We start from the raw sequence: 14,221 nt of genomic DNA, 5'->3' as shown, positions 1-14,221 counted from the left end.
GTGGCGGCGGTGACGGCGATGGCCCACGACGAGGGCTTCGACCGGATCACGCACCAGGTCCTGTACTACCCGTCGCTGGACTTGGACTTCGACGAGGTCCGCTACGCCTCGCTGTGGGAGAACGCCACCGGCTACGGCCTGGAGACCCCGGCGCTGAAGCCGTGGAACTCCTTCTACCTCGAGAGCGGCGCGGACCCGGCCGACCCGCTGGTCTCCCCGATCAAGCGCGAGGACCTCACCGGCCTGCCGAAGGCCCTGATCATCACCGCCGAGTACGATCCCCTGCGCGACGAGGGCGAACTCTACGGCCGGCGCCTGAAGGAGGCCGGCGTGGACACCACCGTCAGCCGCTACGCGGGCGCCAACCACGGCTTCGTCCAGAACTTCTTCTGGATCCCGGACATGTACCGGGCCTACCAGGAAACGGGCGAGTTCCTCAACCGGGGCTGACCCCACCCACCCCGAACGCATCGGCGGCGCGCACCCACAGGTGCGCGCCGCCGTCGTCGTTTGGGGCTGGGACCGGTCAGGCGGTCTTGCCGTACAGCTTGCGGTAGCCGTGCAGCGTCGTGAAGAACGGGGAAGGCTCCAGCGTCGGATCCCCGGTATAGCCGAGTTCCTCGGCCACCGAGGCGAACGGCGAATAGGGCGAGTCGGTCTCCCGCAGGCCGCCCTCCACCGAGCGGCGCGCGGCGGCCCGGACCCGGGCCTCGATGTCCAGGCTCTCCTGCAGGGCCTGCCGGGCCGTGCCGCCGTCCATCCCGATGTCGAAGGGCACGCCCTCGGTGTTGCGGTAGGGGTGGCCAAGGTACAGGCGCTGGGGACGGATCTCGTCGCGCAGGTAGCGGAGGCTGGCCCGGTAGGCATCCGGGTCCTCGTAGCCCGGGAAGTGGTTGGCGGCACCGTGGACCTGGACGGAGTCGCCGACAAACACCGCGTCCTGCCCGTCCACCACGTAGGCCACGGAGCCGGCGGTGTGGCCGGGGATGTGGTGCACGGAGACCGTGACGTCCCCGCCAAGGCTGAGGGTTTCGCCGCCCTCCAGGAGCATGTCCGGTTCCATCTCGCCCGAGATGGCATGCCCGGCTGCCTTCGTCTGCTCCCCGACGGCGTTCGGGTTGTCCAGGTACTGCCGGCGGACGTCGAGGTAGTTCTGCACGTGCGCCTGCCGGGAGCGCAGCAACGGGGCGTCCGCCCGGTGGATGACGACCTTTGCCTTCCGGCCGGTGAGCTCCCAGAGGGCGTGGGCACCGCCGAGGTGGTCGATGTGGCCGTGCGTCAGCAGGATCCACTTGACGTCCTCGATGCGCCGGCCCAGCTTCTCCAGCTCCGGCACCATACCCTCGGCCGGTGACGTGGTGATGCCCGTGTCGACGATGGCCGGCTCGGGCGCGTCGATGAAGAAGCTGTAGAGACCGAAGCGGCCCCAGGGCGAGACCAGCGGATGGATGGTCACTTCTTGCGTCATTGTTCTCTCCTCAGCTCCGGGACCCGTTCACGGTCCTGATGGTACGGCTCGACAGGGCACACCCCTGCCCTCGCGCGGCCTTTCGGCCCCGCGGCCCGGACCTGGGGTCACCATCGTTTGCACGCACTTTATTATAATAATATAATCGAGCCACGCTCTGGAGAGCACGCCTGCCAGCGGGACACCTGGCACTCGAACGTCTACAAGGAAGTGCACACTCATGACTGATTTCACGACGTGGAATGCCGGTGGGGAGACGATCAAGATCCGCAAGGACCTGCGGATCCCGATGCGCGACGGCGTCGAGCTCGCCGCGGACACCTACCAGGGCCTTGAGGACAAGCCCCGGCCGGCACTGGTGGCCCTGAGCCCGTACGGCAAGGAGCTGCAGGCGCTGGCGCTGACCACTCCCCCGCAGCGGCGTCCGAGCCCGATGTGGGACGGGTGCATCGAGGCCGGCGACATCGCCCGCATCGTCAAGGAGGACTACGTCCACGTCATCGGCGACCTGCGGGGGTCCGGCGACTCCGGCGGCGAGCACATCGGCAACTACAACGCCGGCGGCGTATCGCTGGGCCAGGATGCGTACGACTTCATCGAATGGGTTGCCGAACAGCCGTGGTGCGACGGCAACGTCGGCATGGTCGGCATCTCCTACTTCGGCTCCATGCAGGTGCTGGCCGCGGCCGAACGCCCGCCCCACCTGAAGGCGATTTTCGTCAGCGGCGGCCACTACGACTTTTACGAAACCACCTACCACGGCGGCATCATGTGGTTCATGCCCCGCGCCGCCCGCGAAGGCCGCGGCGGAGACTCCGGCTGGGCCTTCACCAACGGCGTCAAGTCCCGCATGATCGAAAAGTACCCGCCCGAGGAGCTCAAGAAGCTGGTCGCCAAGCGCCTCGAGGACCCGGACGTCGCCGCGTGGCCGAACCTGGTCCACGTGCTGCATTACCCCAAGAACCACGAAGCCTGGTTCGACATTGTCATGAACGAGCTGGACGGCGAGTGGTACGAGGAGCGCAACCCGATCACGCTCGCCCCGAACATCGACATCCCGGTCTGGCTCCAAATCGACCAGGGCCGCGGCTGGACCATGGACGGCACCATCGAGCTGTACAACTCGCTCAAGGGACCCAAGAAGCTGACCATCGGCCCCTACCCGCCCATGCGGTCGCGCCCCTTCATCGAGGAGCACGACAAGATGTTCCGCTGGTACGACTACTGGATCAAGGGCATCGACAACGGCGTGATGGACGAGCCGGCCGTGAGCGTTTTCGTGGAAGGTTCCCGCGAGACCGTCGAGGCGGACCAGTGGCCGCCGAAGGAGATCGAGTACAAATCCCTCTACCTGCGTCCGCGCCACAAGCTGTCGGCCGAGCCGGAGCTGATGGGCGTCGAGTACGCGGCCCCGGACGGCTTCTACCAGGCGCCGCTGACGGTGACCGACAAGGTGGAAATCATCAGCTGGAGCACCGGGCCGTTCGAAGAGGACACGGAGATGATCGGCACCGGCGCCGCGCACATCTTCGCCGAGATCGACCAGCCGGACTCGAACTTCATCCTGCGCCTGTGGGACTACGCCCCGAACGGCAAGCGACAGCTGATCACCACCGGGTACCTCAAGGCCTCGCACCGCGAGCTCGACGAGGAGCGCACCAGCGAGGGCAACCCGATCCACCCGCACACCCGTGCCGTGCCGGTGGAGCCGGGGAAGATCGAGGAGTACGTCCTGCGCCTCTATCCGTTCGCGAACACCTTCAAGCCGGGACACCGGCTGGTGGCCGAACTTTCCAACGGCGAGCCGCTGGCCGACGAGCACAACGCACTGCTGCCGCCAGACGCCTTCCACCTCCCGGTGGGACGCCCCGCCACGCACAAGATCTACCGCGACGCCGCGCACCGGTCCCGACTGGTCCTGCCCTTCACCGCCCGCACGGCGGAGGATGAGGCGAACTGACGCGACGGCAGCCCCGACTGCCGGCCGGCCGCCCTCGAGGTGCACCTAGGACCTCACCCCGGCCGTGGTGATCAGCGATCCTGAACGTCACGGCCGGAGGTGCCCGGCGCACCTCTTATCCTTGGGTAATGGAAACAACCGAGCGCGGCAAGGCGCGGAAAGCCGTCGAGGACAACCGCGATCTGGCGGTGGCCTTGATCGACATCTCCTCCGATGTCCGCCGAAAATCCCACGAGAATTCCGGCGTCCCCTTGCTGCCCAACGGCATGGTGGACATCATGCGGGTCATCGAAGCGCACCCCGGCATAACCGTGGCCGAGGTCGCCTCCAGGCTCGACCGCCAGTTCAGCAACGTGAGCACCCAGCTGCGCGAACTGGTGGCCCGCGGGCTCGTGACGCGGAGACGCGACGAGGCGGACAAGCGCTACGTGACGCTGCACCCCACCGACGAGTCCCAGCGGATCAGGATCATGCTGGAAACCGCGTGGGCGGAAACCCTCGGGACGGCGGCAGCCAGGCTGCACCCCGGGGAACGGGAGCAGATCGCCGCGAGCCTGCCCGCCCTCCAGCGCCTGGCGGCACTGATCAACGAGCCGGACCAGCGCTGAACCGTCGGGCAGGCTTTAATTTTTCGTTATACTTATACTTTTGTAAGTATTAGCGGTGCCCTTCTGCCCGCGCCCCCCAACCAGAAAAGGTGTCCATGAAAGACGTCCTAGAGGAGAAAATTCCACCCGGAGAGGTGGAGGCGGCAGAGGCCGTGGAGCCCGAGAGGATCTCGCCCAAGCGCATCGCCGCCGTGATCACCGCCTTGGTGCTGTCAGCGCTGATCATGATCCTCAACGAGACCGTGCTGACCGTCGCCCTGCCCGACCTGATGGCGGACCTGGGCGTCCAGGCCACAACGGCGCAGTGGCTGACCACGGGCTTCATGCTCACGATGGCCGTTGTCATTCCGACCACCGGCTTCATGCTTCAGCGGTTTACCACGAAGAGCCTCTTCGTCAGTGCCATGCTGCTCTTCATCGTCGGCACGGCGCTGGCGACCATCGCCCCGACGTTCGCGGTGCTGCTCATCGCGCGCATCGTCCAAGCGTCCGGCACGGCCATCATTCTGCCGCTGCTGATGACCACCACGCTCACCTCCGTGCCGGTCCGGCACCGCGGCACCGTCATGGGCCTTAACTCCGTGGTCATCTCCGTGGCTCCGGCCATCGGCCCCACCCTCTCCGGCGCCGTCATCAACTCCTTGACGTGGCGCTGGGTCTTCGGCCTGATGGTCCCGGTGGCCATCATCGTCTTCCTCTTCGGCGTCATTGCCATCAAGACCGGCAAGGAGACGCGCAAGGCTCCGCTGGATGTCCTCTCGGTCATCCTCTCCGCCTTCGCCTTCGGCGGCATCGTCTATGCGCTGTCCTCGATCGCCGACCTGATGGAAGGCTCCTGGGCCCCGGTCGTGGCACTGGTTGTCGGCGCCGTCGCGCTGGTCCTTTTCATTCAGCGCCAGCGTGCCCTGCGCAAGACCGAGTCCGACTTGCTGGACCTCCGTCCGTTCAAGGTGCACAACTTCCGCATCTCGGTCATCATCGTGATGATCGCCATGGCCACCATGCTGGGCACGGTCATGGTGATGCCGATCTTCATGCAGAACGGCATGGGACTGAGCACGTTGACCATCGGCCTGGCCCTCCTGCCCGGCGGCCTGATCCAAGGCATCGTGTCCCCGATCGTGGGCCGCATCTACGACAAGGTGGGCCCCCGGCCCATCGTCATTCCCGGCGCCTTCCTGCTGGCCGGCGGGCAGTGGCTGCTGGGCAGCGTCCACATTGATACCCCGGTGACGACGATCGTCATCTTCCATACTGTGTTCTGCGTCGGCATGGCCATGCTGATGACGCCGCTGATGACCGTGGCCCTGGGCGCCCTGCCGCGTGCGCAGTACGGCCACGGCAGCGCGATCATGAATACCCTGCAGCAGTTGGCCGGCGCCGCGGGTACAGCGGTTCTCATTGCCGCCATGACCATCGGTACGGCGGCGGCAGCCGCCAGCGGCATCGCGGCGAACGTCGCCCTGGTCGACGGCGTCCGGGTCGCCTTCACGGTCGGCGGCATCCTCGGCCTCGTGGCCGTCGTGTGCGCACCGTTCGTTCGGCGCCTGCAGGAGAACGCCGACCACTAGGGCCCGATTGCCCCGCCCGCACGCTCACAGGAAGCCGGCCACCCCCACGGGATGGCCGGCTTCCTCCGTCTCGGTCGCGCGCCCCGCTGCGGGATGCTACGCGGCCGTATGCGGTGCCGCTGCTTCCGGTTCGGTTTCCTTGACGCCGTGCAACCCAAAGAAGCTGAGCAATGCCGCGGCCAGGGCCGCGATGGCAACCACCAGGAAGGCCTGCGTGAATCCGCTGCCCAGGGCCTCGAGCGCGAACTGGCTGCCGCCCGATCCGGGAACACCCTCGGGGATGCTGTTGAGCGCGATCGGGCCGCCCGCTTCCGCAATGCCCATCGCCGGACCCAGCTGGTCCGGAGCCAAACCGGAGGTCTGCAGGGAGGTCATGAGCTTTTCGCCGGCGGTGGAGAGGGCAATGGCGCCCACCAGCACCGGTCCGAGCGCAAACCCGAGGTCGCGCAGCAAGTTGGTGGTGGCGCTGGCCATGCCGGTCATCTCACGCGGCACCGAGTTCACGGCGATGGCGGTCATCGGGCTCAGCGTGAAGGCGAAACCGAGTCCGACCAGCAGGGACGGCAGGATGAAAGCGGTCACGTCGCGGCTGGTGACATCGGCAGTGGAGTTGATCAGTGCGCCGGCAGCCATGGCCAGGAATCCGAACGTCATCAGCCAGCGGGATGAGACGCGGGCCTGCAGCCGGGACAGCACGGGGATCAACACGAAGGCGGGCCCCTGCAGCAGCAGGAACAGCAGGCCGAGGTACAGCGGGTTCTGGTGCTGGACCGGACCCAGCCACATGCTCGTGGAGAAGCAGGCGCCCAGGAAAGCGAACATGCCGACCACGGCCACGATCGACGCGATGGCGAACTGGCGGTTCAAAAACAGCCTCAGCTCCAGCAGCGGGGACTCGACGCGCAGTTCGATGGCCACAAAGACCGCCAGCAGCACCGCACCGGAGGCGAGGGCGGTTACCACGTGGGTGCTGGTCCAGCCGTCTTCGGGACCCTGTACCAGCCCGAAGAGCACCAGGATCAGGCCCAGTGCGAAGGTGATTTGGCCCCAGACATCCATCCGGCGCTCCCGGGCCACCTTGGCCTCGGCGGAGCGCAGGGCGGTCAGCAGCAGTGCGGCGAGGGCCGCCAACACCACCACCGCATAGGCCCCGCGCCACCAGCCGAAGCCGGCAAACACGCCGCCGAGCAAGGGCGACAGGGCGGAACCGGCCGAAAGGAAGCCCGCCCAGATGGCGATGCCGCGCACGCGCTCCTGCATGGAGCGCGCCACAGAAGCAACCAACGCCAACGATGCGGGGAAAATCGCACCAGCTCCGAGGCCGTTGATGGCGGAGCCGATCCACATGGCCTGGACCGTCGGGGAGATGGCACAGACCAGCGAGCCGATCATGACCAGCACGGCGCCGCCCACGACCAGCTTGCGGTGGCCGTACCTGTCGCCGAGCACGCCGAAGGTCAGCTCGAAAACCACCACCGGAATCATGAACGCGGCGGTGATCCAGGTCAGCTGGGAACCGAACGTGTTGAAGGTGACCTGGAATTCGCCATTGAGGGCGCCGGGCAGCGCGTTGGCGATCTGCGCCACCATGACGGCCAACGACGCGGCGACCAAGGTGCCCCTGGTGCGCGCGGGCGTGACTTCCACGGGCGGGGCCTGGCGCGGCGGGTAGGACTGCGGCGATGGCGTGTGGGTCCCCTGGTCCTGGCTCATATGAACTTCCTTGTCATGGTGTGAGCGGTGTGGTGAACGGGTGGTGCTCGGACGGAACCGACCGGGGCATGGCGGCCGCATTCGTCCGCACTCGCTGAAACCGGTTGGTCGACGAGACCCTGCCGCACCGCCCTGTGCTGTCCGCGGCATCCTGTGATGCAGGCGACAGGCCCATCGTGATGGGGCTAACAGTAGTGATTCGAAATACACAGTGTCAAGTGAAGATTCAAGATGTCATTTCAAAGGCCTCCGAGCCACGAACCGCGGGCGGTAGTGCTGCAGCGGTGCGGGGAAATCCGGAGGGGAGCCCCGGGTGGTCCGGAGGAGCCGCGGCCACCGGCTATTCTGTGTGGCATGGCAACACTCCGCGAGGCTCAGAAACAGCAGACCAGGCAACTTCTTTTAGACACCGGCCTGGACCTCTTTGAATCCAAGGGCTACGCGGCCACCACGATCGATGACATTGCCGCCCGTGCCGGCACTACGAGGACGACCTTTTACCTGCACTTCGCGTCGAAGGCGCAGCTGATGGGCGACGTCGTGAAGACGGTTGACTCCATTCTCACCAGCGTGGACGACCCGGCCCTGGCCACCGTGGTGGAACTGGGTACCCGCGACCTGATCCGCGCCTGGATCAGCCGGAAATTCGACCAATGGGAAGCAACCCGACCCTATCTGCATGCCGTCTATCAGGCGGCCCCGGTCGAGCCCGAGGTCGCAAAGGTCATGGAGGACTGGTTCCGCGATGTGGCGGCGGACATGACGTCGGGGCTGGATCGGTCGGGGCGGTTCGACCCGGCCAGCCGCCAGGTCCGCTGCGTCCTCGCCTTCGGCCAGCTGGAATACCTCTCGCAGCGGTGGATCCGCACGGGCTGGATCATGGACCGCGAGATGTGCCTGGAAACCTTGACGGATTCCTGGTGCCACCTGCTCTCGGAGGGGTAAGACTGAGGCAGGATCACCCTTCGCGCGCGCCCGCCAGCAATTCGGCCAGCGCGCCGCGGCCCAGCACGGGCTGGCGGTACTCATCGCTGAGGATCTGCAGCATGGAACCGGCATAGTCCTCATTGGTCGAGGCGATCATGTCCTTGGCGAAGACCACCCGGAAGTTGTGGGCGAACGCATCGGCCGCCGTCTGCGCCACGCAGTTGTGGGTCGCCACGCCTGCCAGGACCAGCCGTTCCACCCCGGCGTCCCGCAGCCGCTCGGCCAGGCCCGTACCAAAAAACGCGCTGTCGCGTGTCTTGACGACGCGCTCGAGGCCCTCTGTTTGCAGCCCGGGCAGGAATTCTGCCTGCTCGGTCCCCTCGAACAGGAATCCCTGGTCATTGTCGAGCATGCTGAGGGTCCAGGTTGAACGGTCCCTGCGGTGTTGCGTGTAGACAAGCAGCACCGGCACCTGGGCCGCCGTCGCGGTCCTGATCAACAGATTGGCTGACTCCACCACGGCTTCCTGCCGCTTGGCCAAGGCAGGGTCCTCGAAGTACGCGTTCTGCAAGTCGATCATCAGCACCGCAGTTTTCATGCCCTCCGCCTTCCGCCGGTCGTCCTCGCTTCCATCCTGTCAGGTGCACCCGCAGTTTGGGTCTTGACGCGCCAGCAGGGACAGGGTGTGGTGTGTACTACCATCCGGCCGAAAGGACAGCGTCATGCATTCACTCTGGCTCGATACCGCCCAAGAGATTCCGGTTGACACGTACTCCGGCCAGACCGGGTTCGACTCCGTCGTCGCCGGAGCCGGGCTGACCGGCCTCACCACTGCTGTCCTGCTCGCGCGGGCCGGGCAGCGGGTTGCCGTGGCGGAGGCCCGGTCGGTCGGGGCCGCCACTACCGGCAACACGACCGCCAAGGTATCCCTGCTGCAGGGCAGCCAGCTGTCGCGCATCGCGAACCATCACGATTCCGGCACCGGCGCGGCCTATGTTGCCGCCCAGCGTGAAGCCCAGGCGTGGATCCTGCGGTACTGCGACGAACACCGGGTGGAATACGACCGGCGCGACGCCTTCACCTACGCCACCACCCCCCAGGGCGCCGAGGATCTGGCGGCAGAGCAGCGCGCCAGCGAATCCGCCGGCCTGCCGGTCGAAAAAGTCTCCGGTGCTGGCGAGCTGCCGTTCGAGGTCACCGGGATGCTGCGGCTGGCCGACCAGGCCCAGATCCATCCGATGCACCTCCTGGCGGCGCTGGTTGCAGAACTGCGCAGCCGCGGAGGCCTGGTCTTCGAGGGCATGCGGGTCACGGGCATCGGCCGCGCGGACGACGGCGGTGCCGGGGCGGGGCCGCGAAACATCACCGTGCGCACGGGGCTGGGCGACCTTAAGACCGGCATCCTGGTGCTGGCTACCGGCACGCCCATGCTTAACCGCGGCGGACATTTCAGCGTGCTCAAGCCCATGCGTTCCTACGCCGCCGCCCTGACGGTGCCCGGGCGCATCCCGTCCGGGATGTACCTGTCCATCGACGGGCCGACCCGCTCGCTGCGGACCGCGCGCCACGGCGACCGGGAGGTCTTGCTGGCCGGCGGCAACGGCCACGTCGTCGGCCGCCACGGCCATACCCGGGGCCTGGTCGATGACCTGATCCGTTGGACCCAACAGCACTTCCCGGGTGCCCAGCCCACGCATACCTGGTCGGCGCAGGACTATGAACCGGCCGGTGCGGTGCCGTACGTGGGTCCGATCCTGCCCGCAGAAAAGCGCATCATGGTGGCCACCGGATTCAACAAGTGGGGCATGACCAACGGGGTGGCGGCGGCACTGGCGCTGTCGGCCTCGATCCTGGGCGGCGACAATCATTGGGCCAAGGATCTCTATAAGTCACGCATCTCCGGGCGGGACGCGGCCAGCACCGCCGGCACCAATTTGTCCGTCGGGTTGGAATTGCTGTCCGGATGGCTGGGTGGATTGACCCGGACCACGCATGCGGCACCGCCGGAGGGTCAGGGCACTGTGGTGCGGGAAGATTCGCGGCCGGTGGGCATTTGTACCGTGGGCTCCGCCACGCACCGGGTCAGCGCGGTCTGCACGCATCTGGGCGGCGTGCTGTCCTGGAACGACGCGGAGGGCAGCTGGGACTGCCCCCTGCACGGGTCCCGCTTCAGCGCGGACGGCAAGGTGCTGGAAGGCCCCGCCGTCAAGGACCTCGAGGCACGGTAGCCCCCTTGGGAGTGATGCCGCCGCACCGGTAGTCTAGTGCGGATGCCTCAGTTGAAACGCCGCGCGGCCGCCCTTGGTACCGCCGCCTTAATGTCCTTGTCCCTGGCCGCCTGCGGCTCCGACTACCCGCTGGGTCCGGCCCAGGAAGCCGCCGCCCGGCAGGGCTCCTCCCTGTCGGGCACGCTGACAGGAGCCGGAGCATCATCCCAGAACGCGGCGATGGACGCGTGGGTGGCCGGCTTCGGCCTGCTCCATTCCGACGCGCAGGTCCAGTATTCGCCGGATGGCTCCGGCGCAGGACGCACCGCCTTCCTGGCCGGCGCCGTCGAGTTTGCCGGCTCGGATGCCTACCTGGACGACGAAGAAGTTGACCAGTCGCGCAAGGTCTGCGGCCCCGAGGGCGGCTTCAACGTCCCGTCCTACATCTCCCCCATCACCGTGGCGTTCAACCTTCCGGGCATCACCGAGCTGAACCTGGACGCCGAAACCATTGCCAGGATCTTCCAGGGCGAGATCCGGTCATGGGACGACCCCGCCATCGCGGAGCACAACCCGGGCGTGGAGCTGCCCGATCTTGCGGTCACTCCCGTCAACCGTTCCGAGGACTCCGGCACCACCGAAACCTTCACCGAGTACCTGCACGCCGTGGTCCCCGAGGTCTGGACGCCGGAGCCCAGCGACACCTGGCCCGGAGAATACGCCGGGGAAAACGCGCAGGGTACTACCGGCGTTGTGAGCATGGTCGCCGGCACGGCGGGCGCCGTTACCTATGCGGACGATTCCGCCGTCGGGGATCCCCTGGGCAAGGTCAACCTCAAGGTTGGCCAGGACTATGTCCCGGTGAGCGCGGAAGCGGCAGCGAAGGCGTTGGACGAAGCCAAGCCCGTCGAGGGGCGGCCGGAATACGATCTGGCCCTGGAGGTGGACCGGACGACTACCGCCGCCGGCGCCTACCCGCTGATGCTGGTCTCCTACCACATCTACTGCACCACGTACGAGGACCAGGAGAAGGTGGACCTGGTCAAGGCGTTCGCGCAGTATGTCCTGAGTCCCGAAGGCCAAAACGACGCGGCGGACTCGGCCAAGAGCGCGCCGCTGTCCGAGGAGTTGTCGAAGCGTGCCGTGGATTCCGTGGAGCGGATCAGCGCGCGTTCGTGACAGAGGCCGCGCGCCTAGCGCGCGTTCCTGACAGCGGCCGCACGCCCGAGCGGCGGGCTAGCTGCCGGAACCCGGCCTGCGGTTCTCCCGGTCCTCAGGCTCCTGAACGTCCGGCTCCCGGTCGTAGGCGTTGGCGTCCTCGTTTCGGGGAATGTCCGGCTGGGCCGAGGCTGAGGGAGGAAATCCGCCGGCGAAGGTTCCGCCGTAGAACTGCTGGTTGCCCGGCTCGTGCATTTCCGATCCCCCGGACTCGACGAAGGTCTTGAAGCGCCACAACTCGTTGCGCACCTCCCGGTGGTCCGATCCCAGTCCGGAACCGGCCTTTTCCAGCAGGGAATGCGGCTCCCAATCGAGGTGGACGTGCATCGACGTTCTGTCGGCGTCGATTCTCCCGAACGTCACGGTGCCGCTGTGCCTGATTCCGCCTTCGCTCCTCCACACGATCCGCTCTCCGGGCTCGTCCTCGGTCACGGCCGTATCGAATTCGCGCTGCACGCCGCCGACTTTCGTGACCCAATGGTGCGTGGTGTCGGACGTCCGGATCACCGATTTCACGCCGTGCATGAAGGAGGGAAAGTACTCGAAGCGCAGCCACTCGTCATAAACCTTCGCGGCGGGCAGCGAGATCTCGACCGTTTCTTCGATGGTTGCCATGATCATCCTCATTCCGCCGAGGGAACGGCGCCGCAGGCACCGCCTCCATGAGTTTGCCACCTGCGGTTAACGCTACAGAACGGCCCGGGGCGCGGCAATGAACGGCCCCTCCCGCACGTGCGGGAGGGTTGGCTGCAACCGGGCCCCGCGTTCCGGGGCGGAAGGGAGGTTGTCCTGCATTGGGTAGTCTGTGTGGTAAACCACTGCGTTGATGTTGAGGGGGCGGTATGCCGCGCTGTTTTCCGGAACAGCCCGAGTTCGGCCGGGACCAGCCTGCCGAACGGCAGGTCTGGGAGGCGCTGAAGCGTACCCTGCCGCCGTCCGCCGCCCTGCTGCATTCGGTCGACATCGTCGAAAACGGCGCCGCCCGGCGGATCGATCTGCTCGTTGTCTGGCCCGGCGTCGGCATCGCGGCCATCGAGGTCAAAGGCGGGCAGATCAGCTACGACGCGGGCCAGTGGTACCAGTCCGGCAGCGGCCGGCAGCACCGCATCAAGGATCCCTTGGTTCACGCCCAGGACGCGCGGCACATGCTCCAGCGCTACCTCGGCTCCCAGTTGGGGCTCAGCCGCAGGGTCCGGTTCGCCCACCTGCTGGCCTTTCCGGAGACGCGGCTTCCGCGCCATTGGGACATCCCCGGCCTCAGGCGTTCCATGGTGATCGGCAGCGAGGACCTGAAGTATCCGGACGACACGGTCAGGGAAGCCATCAATTTCTGCGGCGACGGGGACGGCGAAACCGCGCCGGATGTCGCCGACCGCATCGTGGCATGGCTGACGCGCCCGCGGCCGGACGCCGGGGCGCTCTCGGCGGCGGCCGAGCACGAAAGCCGCGCCGAGCAGATGACGCGGGACCAATCGGCGATCCTTGATGTCCTGAAGGACCAGCCGCGGGCACGCGTCATCGGCGGCGCGGGCACGGGCAAGACCTGGCTTGCGTTGGAACAGGCCCGGCGGTTGGCCCGCGACGGAAAGCGGGTGGCGCTGCTGTGCTCCAGCCGCGGCCTGGCCCGGTACTTCGAGACCGAGACGGCCGGGTGGAAGCCGGCAGAACGCCCGGCCCACGTGGGCATGTTCTATGACCTGCCGGTCCGCTGGGCCGCGCACCATCCGCTGGATCCCCGGTTGCTCACCAACCAGTACTACGAGCACTACCTCCCCCGGACACTCAAACGGCTGGCCAAGAACCAGCCGGTCAGCGAACTCTTCGACGCCATCGTCGTCGACGAGGGCCAGGACTTTGGCACGCTGTGGTGGGAGGCCGTCTTGGAGTGCCTGAAGGAACCTGCTGCCGGCGGCCTGTATGTGTTTATGGACGAAGACCAGCGCCTTTTCGGCCGCGACGGCCGGCCGCCGATTGAAGTGCCTCCCTTGGTGCTGAATGAAAACCTGCGCAATACCAAGCAGATCGCGGCGCTCTGCGGCGCGCTGTCCACCGAGCTGGCGATTCCTCGGGGCCTCTCCGGCCCGCGCATCCGGCTGGTGGAGGCGACGGCCGGGACCGTCATCCAGCGGGCCGACGATGCGGTGGCGCAGCTGGTCGAGCGTGAAGGCTGGGCCCCGCAGCAGGTGGCGCTGCTGACCACGAAGCGCAAGCATCCGGCCCATCAGCAAGCGGTGGACGCATTGGGCTGGCGCGGATACTGGGACGCCTTTTTTGACGACGACGGCGTGTTTTACGGCGACGTGCTCGGCTTCAAGGGACTCGAACGCTCGGTGGTGGTCTTGGCGGTCAACGGCTTCGGCGATCCCGAGCGGGCGCGCGAGATGCTCTATTCAGGCTTCTCCCGCGCGCGCAGCCTGCTGGTCGTCGTGGGCGAACGATCGGCCCTCACCAGTGTCGGCAGCCCCGCCCTGATCAAGAGACTGACCCAGACCGAATCCTGGGATCCTGAGCGGCAACAGCACGGCCATTGACTTTCCCGCCGCAGCGGA

At 67.1% G+C, this 14,221-nt stretch carries 12 protein-coding genes; 8 read left to right on the top strand and 4 right to left on the bottom strand.

Annotated features, from left to right (window positions below):
• Window positions 1-450 (top strand): alpha/beta hydrolase fold domain-containing protein (locus tag AC5RV2_RS03150; protein WP_494091139.1); only part of this gene is annotated, 450 nt, incomplete at its 5' end.
• A 76-nt stretch (window positions 451-526) separates the two neighbouring features.
• Here the strand turns inward: AC5RV2_RS03150 and AC5RV2_RS03145 are convergent.
• A complete protein-coding gene (locus tag AC5RV2_RS03145) occupies window positions 527-1,468 on the bottom strand; it encodes an MBL fold metallo-hydrolase (RefSeq protein ID WP_494091138.1) in 942 nt (313 codons plus the stop codon).
• Window positions 1,469-1,688: 220 nt separating this feature from the next.
• On the opposite strand from AC5RV2_RS03145, the gene AC5RV2_RS03140 reads away from it, so the two are divergent.
• From AC5RV2_RS03140 to AC5RV2_RS03130, 3 genes are all read left to right on the top strand, one after another.
• A complete protein-coding gene (locus AC5RV2_RS03140) occupies window positions 1,689-3,428 on the top strand; it encodes a CocE/NonD family hydrolase (RefSeq protein ID WP_494091137.1) in 1,740 nt (579 codons plus the stop codon).
• 128 nt (window positions 3,429-3,556) lie between these two features.
• Window positions 3,557-4,036, top strand: a complete 480-nt coding sequence (locus tag AC5RV2_RS03135; protein WP_494091136.1) for a MarR family winged helix-turn-helix transcriptional regulator — start codon at window positions 3,557-3,559, stop codon at window positions 4,034-4,036.
• Between the two features lie 95 nt (window positions 4,037-4,131).
• Entirely contained in the window at window positions 4,132-5,607 is a 1,476-nt protein-coding gene (locus AC5RV2_RS03130) for an MDR family MFS transporter (protein WP_494091135.1), read from the top strand.
• A gap of 96 nt (window positions 5,608-5,703) precedes the next feature.
• Here AC5RV2_RS03130 and AC5RV2_RS03125 read toward each other — a convergent pair whose 3' ends face one another.
• Entirely contained in the window at window positions 5,704-7,320 is a 1,617-nt protein-coding gene (locus AC5RV2_RS03125; RefSeq protein ID WP_494091134.1) for an MFS transporter, read from the bottom strand.
• Window positions 7,321-7,674: 354 nt separating this feature from the next.
• On the opposite strand from AC5RV2_RS03125, the gene AC5RV2_RS03120 reads away from it, so the two are divergent.
• Window positions 7,675-8,265, top strand: coding sequence for a TetR/AcrR family transcriptional regulator (locus tag AC5RV2_RS03120; protein ID WP_494065397.1), 591 nt, complete (start codon window positions 7,675-7,677; stop codon window positions 8,263-8,265).
• A gap of 13 nt (window positions 8,266-8,278) precedes the next feature.
• On the opposite strand, the gene AC5RV2_RS03115 is transcribed toward AC5RV2_RS03120, so the two are convergent.
• Window positions 8,279-8,845 (bottom strand): cysteine hydrolase family protein, encoded by a 567-nt coding sequence (locus AC5RV2_RS03115; RefSeq protein ID WP_494091133.1) that lies wholly within the window; start codon window positions 8,843-8,845, stop codon window positions 8,279-8,281.
• A gap of 124 nt (window positions 8,846-8,969) precedes the next feature.
• On the opposite strand from AC5RV2_RS03115, the gene AC5RV2_RS03110 reads away from it, so the two are divergent.
• Both AC5RV2_RS03110 and pstS read left to right on the top strand, forming a co-directional pair.
• A complete protein-coding gene (locus tag AC5RV2_RS03110) occupies window positions 8,970-10,475 on the top strand; it encodes an FAD-dependent oxidoreductase (RefSeq protein WP_494091132.1) in 1,506 nt (501 codons plus the stop codon).
• A 42-nt stretch (window positions 10,476-10,517) separates the two neighbouring features.
• Window positions 10,518-11,633 carry a phosphate ABC transporter substrate-binding protein PstS gene (gene pstS, locus AC5RV2_RS03105; protein ID WP_494091131.1) on the top strand — a complete coding sequence of 372 codons (1,116 nt, stop codon included), beginning with the start codon at window positions 10,518-10,520 and terminating at the stop codon, window positions 11,631-11,633.
• A gap of 57 nt (window positions 11,634-11,690) precedes the next feature.
• Here the strand turns inward: pstS and AC5RV2_RS03100 are convergent, their stop codons facing one another.
• Window positions 11,691-12,287 (bottom strand): SRPBCC family protein, encoded by a 597-nt coding sequence (locus tag AC5RV2_RS03100; protein WP_494091130.1) that lies wholly within the window; start codon window positions 12,285-12,287, stop codon window positions 11,691-11,693.
• Between the two features lie 227 nt (window positions 12,288-12,514).
• Between AC5RV2_RS03100 and AC5RV2_RS03095 the strand changes: the two genes are divergently transcribed.
• Window positions 12,515-14,203: a nuclease-related domain-containing DEAD/DEAH box helicase gene (locus AC5RV2_RS03095; RefSeq protein WP_494091129.1), complete on the top strand. Its 1,689-nt coding sequence runs from the start codon at window positions 12,515-12,517 to the stop codon at window positions 14,201-14,203.
• Window positions 14,204-14,221: the final 18 nt, after the last annotated feature.

This window comes from Arthrobacter sp. Y3225116, from assembly GCF_059091245.1.
Note: the sequence above shows the minus strand (reverse complement) of the source record. Positions and strands in the feature narration are given on the sequence as shown.

Excerpts from the sequence above, each read along its gene's own strand:
- AC5RV2_RS03145 (WP_494091138.1), bottom strand. The coding sequence starts at position 1,468 with ATGACGCAAGAAGTGACCATCCATCCGCTGGTCTCGCCCTGGGGCCGC.
- AC5RV2_RS03140 (WP_494091137.1), top strand. The coding sequence starts at position 1,689 with ATGACTGATTTCACGACGTGGAATGCCGGTGGGGAGACGATCAAGATC.
- AC5RV2_RS03135 (WP_494091136.1), top strand. The coding sequence starts at position 3,557 with ATGGAAACAACCGAGCGCGGCAAGGCGCGGAAAGCCGTCGAGGACAAC.
- AC5RV2_RS03130 (WP_494091135.1), top strand. The coding sequence starts at position 4,132 with ATGAAAGACGTCCTAGAGGAGAAAATTCCACCCGGAGAGGTGGAGGCG.
- AC5RV2_RS03125 (WP_494091134.1), bottom strand. The coding sequence starts at position 7,320 with ATGAGCCAGGACCAGGGGACCCACACGCCATCGCCGCAGTCCTACCCG.
- AC5RV2_RS03120 (WP_494065397.1), top strand. The coding sequence starts at position 7,675 with ATGGCAACACTCCGCGAGGCTCAGAAACAGCAGACCAGGCAACTTCTT.
- AC5RV2_RS03115 (WP_494091133.1), bottom strand. The coding sequence starts at position 8,845 with ATGAAAACTGCGGTGCTGATGATCGACTTGCAGAACGCGTACTTCGAG.
- AC5RV2_RS03110 (WP_494091132.1), top strand. The coding sequence starts at position 8,970 with ATGCATTCACTCTGGCTCGATACCGCCCAAGAGATTCCGGTTGACACG.
- pstS (WP_494091131.1), top strand. The coding sequence starts at position 10,518 with ATGCCTCAGTTGAAACGCCGCGCGGCCGCCCTTGGTACCGCCGCCTTA.
- AC5RV2_RS03100 (WP_494091130.1), bottom strand. The coding sequence starts at position 12,287 with ATGGCAACCATCGAAGAAACGGTCGAGATCTCGCTGCCCGCCGCGAAG.
- AC5RV2_RS03095 (WP_494091129.1), top strand. The coding sequence starts at position 12,515 with ATGCCGCGCTGTTTTCCGGAACAGCCCGAGTTCGGCCGGGACCAGCCT.